This is a genomic window from Aquirufa sp. 5-AUSEE-100C1, from assembly GCF_054558655.1.
In genome coordinates, this window is record NZ_JBPXKO010000001.1 from 292,291 (window position 1) to 304,488 (window position 12,198).

Consider the following 12,198-nt stretch of genomic DNA (forward strand, 5'->3'; position numbering starts at 1 on the left):
AGAACTAAATGTTTTGATGTTTTCGTAAGGTGACTAAAGTTGAACCAATTAGCTTTTGAAGTTCCTCAATATCCTTTTTCAACTCAATAAAATTGGACTCATTCAAATAATGACTCGCAAACATTAGTTTTAACCAATAAGATGTCTCGCGTGCTTCTTTGTAGGCTATGGATAATTTAAATTCAAACTCTTTTCTGGAATATGCTGCTCCACTTTCTGCTACATTAGCGCCAATTGAAGTCCCTGATCGCAACAACTGTTTACTCATTACGAATTCCTTGTGACCAACTGTTAGCGATTGATAAATACGAATTATTTTAAGTGCAAATTGAAATGATTTAGATGGGATTAAGCTTTCTTCTTTCATATGTATTTGAATTGTTAATGCAAGATTGTTCTATCGGCATATATTGAAGAAGAAAATGTAGATATTAAATATCTCTAAATTGATAAATTAAAGTTTTGCATTTAGCTCTTAACTCATAATTCTCAACTCTTAGCTCTTAGCTCTCAACTCTTAGTTCTTAGTTCTTAACTCTTAGTTACAAAGCGTACGCCACCACTACATTCCCCTTCGCCGTTCCCAACTTCGTTCCCCCACAAGTCACCACCACATATTGTTTACCTTTTACACGATAAGTCGACGGCGTCGCAAAGGATGCAAACGGTAAACGATAGGAGGCAAGAAGTTGACCACTTGAGGCTTGATAGATGCGTAGGGTTGCATCCTTCGTGGCGGCGATGATCAATAATCCGCTTTGGGTAATGATGGGACCGCCGTAGTTTTCACCGCCGGTGGGGTCTTGGATTCCTTTATTTACTAATGCGGGTTCCGATCCGAATGGAATCTTCCAAAGGTATTTGCCCGTATTCATATCAATGGCATTCAAGGTTCCCCAAGGTGTACTTAAACCCGGAAGCCCGTCGGCATCCAAAAACTTATTATAACCCGTCATCTGATAGGGTAAAATTTTAGGTGAACTCGCGCTCAGGATTTCCTTGGGAGGCAGGCCTTGAATGTAATCGGCGATGGCGCTCTGTGCTTCCGGGCTAATGTGGCCGAAACCGGGCATCATGCCCTTGCCTTGTTTGATGATTTGATGAATGAAGGCTTTGTTACGTTTTTGGTCTACGTTGACTAGGCTTGGATATCCCGATGACGGATTGCCTTGTTTGGAAATTCCATGGCAATTCGCACAGTAATTTTGGTAAAGCGTTTCCCCTGTTACTGATTTCATGTCTTTGTTGCGAACCATCTTTTGCACCCAGCCCATCTCGTTGCTATTGATATAGAGGATACCTTTTTGGGGATCAGCACCCGCGCCGCCCCATTCGCCACCGCCATCAAAACCGGGTAGGATCAAGGTGCCTTGCTCGCTGGGGGCGTCGTACCAACCGCGTTTCAAGCCGCCCAAGATATTTTTGAGTTCCTCCTTGTTTTTTGCGTAGGGACTTACGTCGGTCGCTTGAATTTCATGCGATAAGCGCGCATAGGGTTTTGGTAATAATGGAAAGGGTTGCGCTTTCCAGGCTTGTTCTCCGGGTAAGGCAGTTGTATTTACCTTGCGTTCCTGAATCGGGAAGAGGGGTTTGCCTGTCACTCGGTCAAAGATGAAAACGAATCCCTGTTTGGTGATTTGAGCAACGGCATCGATTTGCTTTCCGTTTCGCGTGACTGTAATCAAATTTGGTGGTGCCGGTAAGTCCCGATCCCAAATGTCATGATGCGTCGTTTGGAAATGCCAAAGCAATTTTCCGGTTTTAGCATCTAAGGCCAATAGGCAATTCGCATACAGATTTTGTCCTTTGCGGTTGCCTCCCCAAAAATCATAACCGGCGGAACCCGTGGGGACATAGAGAATGCCTCGCTTTTTGTCGACCGCCATTCCCGACCAGTTATTAGCGGCACCCGTGTATTCATTTTTATATGCGTCTTTGGGAAAGGTCTCATGGCCCTTTTCGCCAGGATAGGGAATCGTGTGAAACGTCCAAGCGACTTTACCCGTATAGATATTAAAGGCACGAATGTCTCCCGGGGCGGCATCGGCACCTTCGGATAATCGAAGCGGCATGACGATTAAATCCCCCACGATGGTTCCGGGGGTATTTGAGATAATGAATTTGTCCTTTGCGATGTTAGGTAAGCCCGTATGTAAATCGACCTTGCCATGGTCTCCAAAATCTGTGATCGGTTTTCCGATTTTGGCATCCAAGCACCAGAGATTTGGACCCGCGGTATATAATATTCGTCCCTGGGTATATGCCAAACCCCTCGATGTACTCGCCCAGTTTTTCAGTGGGTCGCCAAAGCGCCAAATCTCTTTTCCTGTGGCCGCATCCAGCGCAAAGGCCTGAACGGAAGCGCTCACGCTGTAGAGTATTCCATCAATGATAATCGGATTCGCCTGCATTTGACCCGAATCAGGTAAGGCATAGCTCCAAGCGACCTTCAAATCTTGGGCATTCGATGGATTGATTTGTGTCAATTCGGAATAATGATTCCGGTCGGGCCCACCTAAATACTCCGACCAATCCACATTGGGTAAATCATCTTGTCTCCAAGCTAAAATACCGATGACAGATACGAATAAAAGCAAGTATTTCTTATTCATGGAACTTCCCTAGGGGGTATATGGATGGTTGTTTGAGTTTCTAAACTTAGATTCGTAGATTGCTATGAAATCTAAACCTTGAAATTTATGAAAATTCCCTTGCTTCGGTCACTTGGACTCGTGTTTTTTCTTACGCCTTTTTTCGTTTTTGCCCAAACAAGCATTCAATCGATCTCGGTTGAGAATCTATCCAATCCGCAAGGAATCGGTGTTTTGCATCCTCGATTTAGTTGGAAACTAAGCTCTAATCAAAGAAACGTCAAGCAAACGGCCTATTCGATTCAGGTCTTTGAAGGGAAGAAATCCGTATGGAATTCCGGAAAAGTTGCTTCGGATCAATCCATTTTTGTTCCTTATGCAGGTGCAGATTTGAAATCCAACCAATCCTACAAAGTGAGTGTGCAAGTTTGGGATCAGGATGGGAAGGCGACTAAGGTTGCTTCCACTGGCTTTGCTACTTCCTTGTTGAAAAAGGCAGATTGGAAGGCAAAATGGATTTCTTCAGGTATTGCATCGGATTCGGTCGACGGGCGAGTACCCGTTCTCATGAAACCCTTTACGGTGAAAAAGAAAGTTCAAAAAGCCCGTTTGTTTATCACAGCTCGTGGTTTATATGAGGCTTCGGTGAATGGAAAGCGCGTTGGGGATGCTTTTTTGACACCGGGTTGGACGAGTTACAACAAGCATTTACAGTTTCAAGTTTATGATTTAAGCTCCGATATCAAGCAAGGGGAGAATAAGCTACAGGTATTATTGGGATCCGGTTGGTTCCGTACCCGCATTGCCTGGGAGAACAACAAGAATTTTTATGGTTCTCAAACGGCACTATTAAGCCAGTTGGAGATACAATACGCCGATGGAACTACGGAAACGATTATCTCAGATGGCTCTTGGAAAGCAGCTTTAAGTTCCATTGTTAGCTCGGAGATTTACGACGGCGAGAAGCAGGATTTACGCATTAAACCTACGCAATGGTCGGCGGCGGTCGAGACGACTGCCTCCTACGATGTCTTGGTTTCGCAAATCAATGAGCCGATTAAAAAACGAGAAACACTATTCGTTCAAAAGATTATTACCACAAAATCAGGCAAAACGATTTTGGATTTTGGCCAAAATGTGGTGGGTTGGGTGAAGTTTCAGGCTAAGGGTTCTGCGGGCCAACAAGTTAAATTATCCCACGTGGAGATGCTGGATAAGTTTGGGGAGCCTTATTTCGCTAATCTTCGTTCAGCCAAGGCGCGGGCAACTTATACGCTTTCTGGTGAACAAGAAAGTATCGAGCCGCATTTTACCTTCTTTGGTTTCCGTTATGTGCAAGTGGAGGGAATGGCTGTGAATAAAGAGGATTTCAAGGCGATTGCATTGCATTCCGACATGGCATCCTCGGGAAGTTTTGAGACGAGTAATGCCTTATTAAATCAATTGCAGTCGAATATCCGTTGGGGACAAAAGGGGAATTTCTTAGATGTGCCGACGGATTGTCCGCAACGCGATGAGCGCTTAGGTTGGACCGGTGATGCGGAAGTTTTTTCACGCACTGCAGCCTTTAATTTTAATGTGAATCAGTTTTTTGCGAAGTGGCTAAAGGATGTTAGTGCAGACCAAGCTCCGAATGGGGCAGTTCCATTTGTGATTCCGGATGTATTGACCCGGACGACGATTGGAAAAGAAAATAACCAAGCCGGAGCAGCCGGTTGGTCCGATGCGAGCATCATCATTCCCTATAATATCTACACTACTTATGGCGACAAGCAGGTATTGGAGAATCAATATGCGAGTATGAAGGCTTATTTGAACTATGTACGAAGTGTGGCGAAGAATGATTTGTGGAATACGGGATTTCAATTTGCTGATTGGCTTTCGTATCGTGTGGATGATTCCAAGGGGATGATTGGTCAGCGTTCAGCGGTGACGGATAATTACTTGGTCGCGCAATGTTTTTATGCCTACAATACGGCATTGATGGTTAAGACGGCGCGAATTTTGGGTAAAGTGGAGGAATACAAGGAATACGAAAAGTTGTTGGATCGGATTAAGTTGCAATTCCAAAAGGAATTTATGACGGCAAATGGTCGCTTGATTTCAGAGACGCAAACGGCGTATATTTTGGCCTTGCAATTCGACATGATTCCGGGATCCTTACGTCCAGCGGCATTGGAGCGATTGGTGACCAATATCGAGAATTATAAGTATCACTTGACGACGGGGTTTTTGGGAACACCTTTCTTGAATCCGGTGTTGACGCGATTCGGTCGGAATGATGTGGCATACAAATTATTGCTTCAAGATACTTATCCGTCTTGGTTATACCCGATTAAGGCGCACGGAGCGACTACCATTTGGGAGCGTTGGGATTCGATGAAACCGGATTCAACCTTTCAAGATCCCGGTATGACATCATTCAATCACTATGCCTATGGCGCGGTGGGGGATTGGATGTATCGGACGATTGGGGGAATTGATACGGAGGAATTTGATGGGGCTGGTTACAAGCAGAGTGTGATTAAGCCGGAATTAGGGGGTGGATTGACATTTGCTAAAACGAGTTTAGATACGCCCTATGGAAAAATTTCCTCGGATTGGCGATTAGATTCGAACACATTTACGCTTCAAGTAGAAGTACCGGCGAATACGAGTGCGAGTGTAATCTTGCCGGTGCAGGGCTATAAGCAAGTGCAACAGGATGGACAATCGATGACGGGAGATCGTGTTCGAATCGGTTCAGGAAAATATGTATTTACGTTAACCAAATAATATAATGGGTGCTATTTTAGGTTTATTCTTTCATTCGTTGGGCGGTTTTGCGTCCGGTTCTTTTTACATTCCCTATCGCAAGATTCATGTATGGTCTTGGGAGAGTGCTTGGCTCGTGGGAGGTGTTTTCTCTTGGTTGATCGTGCCCCTTGTGGCAGCCTATTTGACAATACCTGATTTCATGAATATCATCCAAACAGTCGATTCGGATATTTTTTTCTGGACCTTTACCTTTGGTGTTTTGTGGGGAATTGGAGGTTTGACTTTCGGTTTAGCCATGCGCTTTTTGGGGATGTCTTTAGGTATGTCGATTGCCTTGAGTTTGTGTAGCATCTTTGGGGCCTTGGTTCCGCCGATTTATCGGGAATTTGCAGGGGTGTCGGGTGACACGATTTCACACATCGTGGGAAGCACGGGAGGCCAAGTGGTATTATTGGGAATTTTAGTCTGTGTTTTCGGAATCTATTTATGCGGTCGAGCCGGTATGATGAAAGAAAATGAGCTATCACAGGAGCAGAAGCAAGAAACCATTAAGGAATTTAGTTTAACGAAGGGATTGATTGTGGCAACGATTTCGGGATTGTGCAGTGCCTGTTTCAACTTTGGAATAGAAGCTGGTAAAGACATGGCGGGATCTGCGGTGGCCAAGGGTTGTGATCCTTTGTTCCAGAACAATGTGATATTTATCGTGGTGTTGTGGGGAGGGTTTTTGACCAACTTCATCTATTGTATGTATTTGAATTTTAAGAATAAGACCTTTGGAGATTATGTGGACGCAACATCACCGTTGCGTATGAATTATACCTTTGCGGCGGTAGCGGGAACGACCTGGTTTTTGCAGTTCTTTTTCTATGGCATGGGCGAAAGTAAATTAGGCAATGGCGCGAGTTCTTGGATTTTGCACATGGCGACGATTATCTTAACCTCTAATTTCTGGGGAATCTATTTCAAGGAGTGGAAGGGTGTTTCCAAGCAAACGATGCGTACGGTGATTACGGGTATTGTGGTGATTTTGGTGTCTGTCTTAATTGTGGGTTTAGGTAATTCTATTTCAGAATAAAGTGTTGGATTTGATTAAAATAGATGAGTTTTCCTCCACGCCGAAGTATAGGCAGTTGGCCAATTCCATCATCGAAGGCATACAAGCGGGTAAGATTCAGCAGGGCGACGTGTTGCCATCGATCAATGAATTGAGTTTCGAGCATTATATCTCGCGCATCACGGTGGAGAAGGGCTATAATTATTTGAAATCCTTGGGAGTGGTAGAATCGGTACGGGGTAAAGGGTTTTTCATTTGTGTGGAAAGTGTACCGGTCAAATTTCGTATTTTCTTGTTATTCAACAAGTTATCCGTTCACAAAAAAATCATTTACGATGCATTTGTGGCAGCGATGGGTGAGTCGGTAGGGATTGATTTCTACATCTACAACAACGATTTTAATTTGTTTAAACGAATAGTTTCTAGCAGGGAGCTTGACTATTCGCACATTGTCATCATCCCTCATTTCATGGAGGGAGATTCCATTTCGGTGGATTTTATCAATTCGCTCCCCAAAGAGAAGTTGATCCTCGTGGATAAATTGCTACCGGGAATTCAGGGATCTTACGGCGCCGTCTATGAGAATTTTGAACGGGATATTTATGAGACCTTGGTGCAAGCGAAAGAATCCTTGGCGAAATACCAGCGCATTCAATTGGTCTTTCCGGATTCCAGTTATTATCCGAAGGGGATTGTTCGAGGCTTCGAACATTTTTGTCGGGACTTTGCCTTCGACTTCTCCATATCCGAAAAGGCAGGACCGGAAAAGGGTATGGCCTACATCACGGTAATGGAAGATGATTTAATTGCGATTTTGGATCAAATCAAGGAAAAGGGTTTGACATTGGGTCAGGATGTGGGGCTGATTTCTTATAATGAGACGCCGATTAAGCGCTTGTTATTTGATGGGATATCGACGATCTCTACGGATTTTGTAAAGATGGGGGAGATGGCTGCGGATTTGGTCAAAAGCAATGCGCGCAAAAAGATTGAGAATCCATTTTCCTTTATACATCGATCATCTTTGTAAAACATGGTATTTACCAAATTTTATTTGGTGAAATTCCAATTTGACATCCTATTCACTTTGCATTATTGCAAAAAAAATGACATTTTTGTAGCTTAATTATATTAAAAGCGCTTAAAAATTTAAATTATACGAATGAGCAATTCTCCAACAACCTTATTTGATAAAGTATGGGATTCCCATGTGGTTCGGAAAATCGAAGATGGTCCGGATGTATTCTTTATCGATCGTCATTTTATCCATGAGGTAACGAGTCCGGTTGCCTTTTTAGGTTTGGAAACCCGCGGTATTGGTGTGATGTATCCGGAGCGTACGTTTGCGACGGCTGATCATAATACACCGACGATTAATCAACACCTTCCGGTCGAAGATCCTTTATCTGCGAATCAATTGCAGCAATTAGCAACGAATTCAGCGAAATATGGTATTTCTCACTGGGGTTTAGGGGATCCGAAAAACGGGATTGTTCACGTGGTAGGACCTGAAAATGGTATTACATTGCCAGGTTTTACGATTGTATGTGGTGATTCACATACGTCGACACATGGCGCCTTTGGTGCGATTGCATTTGGTATAGGTACTTCAGAGGTAGAGATGGTATTGTCATCTCAATGCATCATGCAGCCCAAGCCGAAGAAGATGCGCATCAATGTCAATGGTCAATTAGGTAAAGGAGTTACGCCAAAAGACGTTGCATTATACATTATTTCGAAGTTAACGACTTCGGGAGCTACGGGTTATTTCGTGGAATATGCGGGAGATGTATTCGAAAATATGACCATGGAAGGTCGTATGACGGTTTGTAACTTGAGTATTGAGATGGGTGCTCGTGGCGGTATGATTGCCCCCGATCAAACAACATTTGACTATATCCAAGGTCGTCCATTGGCACCGAAAGGCGCGGATTGGGATACGCAATTGGCTTATTGGAAGACTTTGAAGACGGATGCGGGTGCGAAGTTTGATGAAGAGATCAACTTCCAAGCAGCTGATATCGAACCGATGATTACCTATGGTACGAACCCAGGTATGGGTATTGGTATCTCGAAAAATATTCCAAAAGCAACTGAAGTAGAGGGGGGTGTCGCAACCTATGAGAAATCATTGGATTACATGGGCTTTGCGGAGAGCGATTCGATGATCGGTAAGAAAGTAGATTATGTGTTTATCGGATCATGTACAAATGGTCGGATCGAGGATTTCAGAGCCTTCGCATCGATTGTCAAAGGTCGTAAGAAAGCAGAACATGTAACTGCTTGGGTAGTTCCGGGATCACATATCGTGGAAGCACAGATTAAGGAAGAGGGTATTTTGGATATTTTGACGGAGGCGGGATTTGTGTTGCGCCAACCGGGATGTTCGGCCTGTTTAGCGATGAACGACGATAAGATTCCAGCGGGTAAATACGCGGTGAGTACGTCGAATCGTAACTTCGAAGGACGTCAAGGTCCAGGATCTCGTACGTTGTTGGCGAGTCCGTTGGTTGCTGCGGCAGCTGCGATTACTGGGGTTGTAACAGATCCAAGACAATTTTTATAAGAGCGTTAAATAGAGAGCAATATGGCTTACGATAGTTTTAGTGTATTAACAAGTTCTGCTGTTCCGATGCCAATCGAGAACGTGGATACCGATCAAATCATCCCAGCACGTTTCTTAAAAGCGACGGAGCGTAAGGGCTTTGGTGATAATTTGTTTAGAGATTGGCGTTATGATAAGAACGACCAACCGAAACCTGATTTCGTTTTGAACAACCCTACCTATTCAGGAAAGATCTTGGTAGGTGGAAAGAACTTCGGTTCGGGTTCTTCACGTGAGCACGCGGCATGGGCGATTTACGATTACGGTTTTCGTTGTGTGGTTTCGTCATTCTTTGCGGATATCTTCCGTGGAAATGCGATCAACGTAGGTATTTTGCCTGTTCAGGTATCCCCAGAATTCTTGCATGAGATCTTTACGGCAATTGAAAAGGATCCAAAGACTGAATTACAAGTGGATTTGCCAGCGCAAACCATTACCATTTTAGCAACAGGAGCATCTGAATCCTTTGCGATTAATGGATATAAGAAACATAATTTATTGAACGGTTTCGACGACATCGATTATTTACAAGCGATGAAAGCTGAAATCGCTGAATTTGCCTCAAAGCGATAAGAATTCATGCGCCATATTGAAATCATGGATACGACGTTGCGCGATGGTGAACAGACCAGCGGCGTATCTTTTTCTGCTTCCGAAAAGTTGACCATTGCTCAATTGCTATTGACCGAATTAAAGGTTGATCGCATTGAGATTGCGTCTGCGCGCGTTTCCGAAGGGGAATTTCAAGCGGTGAAGAAGATTACTTCTTGGGCTACGCAAGCCGGGTATTTAGATCGGGTCGAGGTTTTGACCTTTGTGGATGGGGGAACATCGGTTCAATGGATGTTGGACGCCGGTGCCAAAGTCATGAACTTGTTGACCAAGGGATCCCTAAACCATTTAGAGCACCAACTCAAGAAAACCCCAGAACAGCATTTCAGCGAGATTCAAGCGACGATTGAATTAGCCAATTCGAAGGGTTTATCGGTTAATGTATATTTAGAAGACTGGAGTAATGGTATGCGTAATTCGAAGAATTATGTGTTGCAATACTTGGATTTCATTACCACATTACCGGTTAAGCGTGTTCTCCTACCAGATACTTTGGGTGTTTTAACGCATTGGGAAACAGCGGATTACATTCAAGAATTAGTGACACGTTACCCAAATACCCATTTCGATTTCCATGCCCATAACGATTATGATTTGGGTACAGCGAACGCACTAGAGGCTGTTCGTCATGGAATTCATGGCTTGCATCTAACAGTCAATGGGATGGGGGAAAGGGCAGGAAATGCGCCCTTGGCTTCGGTGATTGCCGTTTTGAATGACTATCAGAAGGATGTGAAGACATCCGTTTGTGAGAAGTCCTTGTATTCGGTGAGTAAGTTAGTAGAGACTTTTTCGGGTTTCCGCATTCCGGCGAATAAACCGGTGGTTGGGGAAAACGTATTTACCCAAACGGCGGGAATCCATGCCGATGGGGATAAGAAGAACAATTTGTATTTCAATGAGTTGATGCCGGAGCGTTTTGGTCGGGAGCGTAAATATGCTTTGGGTAAGACATCGGGTAAAGCTAATATTGCTAATAATTTGGCGGCATTGGGTATTCAGTTGTCGGACAGCGATTTAAAGAAAGTAACCCAACGAATCATCGAATTGGGAGATCGTAAGGAAGTGGTGACGCAAGACGATTTGCCATACATCATTTCGGATGTCTTGGATTCGGATGCGATTGAGGAGCGAGTGCAGGTATTGAATTACGTATTAACGCATTCGAAAGATTTACGCCCGTCGGTGACGTTAAAGATTTCGGTGGATGGGGAGATATTTGAAGAGCACGCGCAAGGAGATGGTCAGTACGATGCATTTATGCATGCATTGGCTATAATCTTTAAAAAGAATGGTCGGTCATTAGCTCAATTAACCGATTATGCGGTGCGTATTCCACCGGGAGGAGAATCGGATGCACTTTGTGAGACAATTATTACTTGGTCTTACGAGGGTCGCGAAATGATTACAAGAGGTTTGGATTCTGACCAAACCGTGTCTGCCATCAAGGCGACGCAAAAGATGTTGAATTTGATTTAATAAACATATCATGGCAAAAAAACATATCCTAATTGTTCCAGGGGATGGAATTGGACAAGAAGTAACTGAAGTAGGTAAGAAAGTATTAGAAAAAATTGCGGCTAAATTCGGTCACGATTTTACCTATGATGAGGCATTAATTGGCCACGTGGCGATTGAGGCGACAGGTGATGCATTACCAGAGGAGACTTTGGTGAAGATGAAAGCATCGGATGCGGTATTGTTTGGTGCCGTAGGTCATCCAAAATACGATAACGATCCTTCGGCAAAAGTACGTCCGGAGCAAGGATTGTTGAAGATGCGTAAGGAATTGGGTTTATATGCCAACTTACGTCCGATCAAATTATTTGATGAGTTATTGTCTGCTTCAAGCATCAAGCCAGAAATCTTGAAGGGTGCGGATATTTTGTTTTTCCGTGAATTGACGGGTGATATCTATTTCGGCGAGAAGGGTCGTAAGAATGATGGTGATACTGCCTATGACATTGCGGAATATAGCCGTTATGAGGTAGAGCGTATTGGTCGTAAAGCATTTGAAGCAGCTCGTACTCGTAAGAAGCATTTGGTGTCTGTCGATAAGGCGAACGTCTTGGAATCATCTCGTTTATGGCGTGAAGTGATTCAGAAATTGGCTTTGGAATATCCAGACGTAACGGTAGAATATCAATTTGTGGATGCGACTGCAATGTTGTTGATCAAGGATCCGAAGCGTTTTGACGTGGTGGTGACGGCAAACTTATTCGGAGACATCTTAACTGATGAGGCATCTCAAATAGCGGGTTCTATGGGTATGTTGGCCTCTGCGTCCATCGGTGATGGAACGGGTGTTTATGAGCCCATCCACGGTTCTGCGCACGATATCACAGGAAAAGGATTAGCTAATCCAATGGCATCGGTATTATCAGCGGCTTTGTTATTGGATATCTCATTTGGAATGAAGGCGGAATCGGAAGCGGTTATTAATGCGGTGGACCAAGTGTTGAAGAAGGGTTTCCGTACGGGAGATATTGCGGATTCGACGACAGATAAATCGATGATTTTGGGTACGGAGGCAATAGGCGAAGAAATTCTGAAATTGATTTAATCAAATCATCTTT

At 43.9% G+C, this 12,198-nt stretch carries 9 protein-coding genes; 7 read left to right on the forward strand and 2 right to left on the reverse strand.

Annotated elements, in window-relative coordinates; translation table 11 throughout:
- Positions 1–4: 4 nt before the first annotated feature.
- Both ACMH5P_RS01285 and ACMH5P_RS01290 read right to left on the reverse strand, forming a co-directional pair.
- Positions 5–367 carry a four helix bundle protein gene (locus ACMH5P_RS01285; protein ID WP_459492507.1) on the reverse strand — a complete coding sequence of 121 codons (363 nt, stop codon included), beginning with the start codon at positions 365–367 and terminating at the stop codon, positions 5–7.
- A gap of 175 nt (positions 368–542) precedes the next feature.
- Positions 543–2,612 (reverse strand): outer membrane protein assembly factor BamB family protein, encoded by a 2,070-nt coding sequence (locus tag ACMH5P_RS01290; protein WP_459492508.1) that lies wholly within the window; start codon positions 2,610–2,612, stop codon positions 543–545.
- Positions 2,613–2,699: 87 nt separating this feature from the next.
- Here ACMH5P_RS01290 and ACMH5P_RS01295 point away from each other — a divergent pair, with 87 nt between their 5' ends.
- The 7 genes from ACMH5P_RS01295 to leuB all read left to right on the forward strand — a co-directional run bounded on the left by ACMH5P_RS01295 (position 2,700) and on the right by leuB (position 12,185).
- Positions 2,700–5,366 carry a family 78 glycoside hydrolase catalytic domain gene (locus ACMH5P_RS01295; RefSeq protein ID WP_459492509.1) on the forward strand — a complete coding sequence of 889 codons (2,667 nt, stop codon included), beginning with the start codon at positions 2,700–2,702 and terminating at the stop codon, positions 5,364–5,366.
- 4 nt (positions 5,367–5,370) lie between these two features.
- Positions 5,371–6,426: an L-rhamnose/proton symporter RhaT gene (gene rhaT / locus ACMH5P_RS01300; protein WP_459492510.1), complete on the forward strand. Its 1,056-nt coding sequence runs from the start codon at positions 5,371–5,373 to the stop codon at positions 6,424–6,426.
- A gap of 10 nt (positions 6,427–6,436) precedes the next feature.
- Positions 6,437–7,435, forward strand: coding sequence for a GntR family transcriptional regulator (locus tag ACMH5P_RS01305; RefSeq protein ID WP_459492511.1), 999 nt, complete (start codon positions 6,437–6,439; stop codon positions 7,433–7,435).
- A 132-nt stretch (positions 7,436–7,567) separates the two neighbouring features.
- Positions 7,568–8,971, forward strand: a complete 1,404-nt coding sequence (gene leuC, locus ACMH5P_RS01310; protein ID WP_459492512.1) for a 3-isopropylmalate dehydratase large subunit — start codon at positions 7,568–7,570, stop codon at positions 8,969–8,971.
- A gap of 21 nt (positions 8,972–8,992) precedes the next feature.
- Positions 8,993–9,583 (forward strand): 3-isopropylmalate dehydratase small subunit, encoded by a 591-nt coding sequence (leuD, locus tag ACMH5P_RS01315; RefSeq protein ID WP_459492513.1) that lies wholly within the window; start codon positions 8,993–8,995, stop codon positions 9,581–9,583.
- 6 nt (positions 9,584–9,589) lie between these two features.
- Positions 9,590–11,101: an alpha-isopropylmalate synthase regulatory domain-containing protein gene (locus ACMH5P_RS01320; RefSeq protein ID WP_459492514.1), complete on the forward strand. Its 1,512-nt coding sequence runs from the start codon at positions 9,590–9,592 to the stop codon at positions 11,099–11,101.
- Positions 11,102–11,111: 10 nt separating this feature from the next.
- On the forward strand, positions 11,112–12,185 hold the full coding sequence (gene leuB / locus ACMH5P_RS01325) for a 3-isopropylmalate dehydrogenase (RefSeq protein WP_459492515.1): 1,074 nt from the start codon (positions 11,112–11,114) through the stop codon (positions 12,183–12,185).
- Positions 12,186–12,198 lie beyond the last annotated feature (13 nt).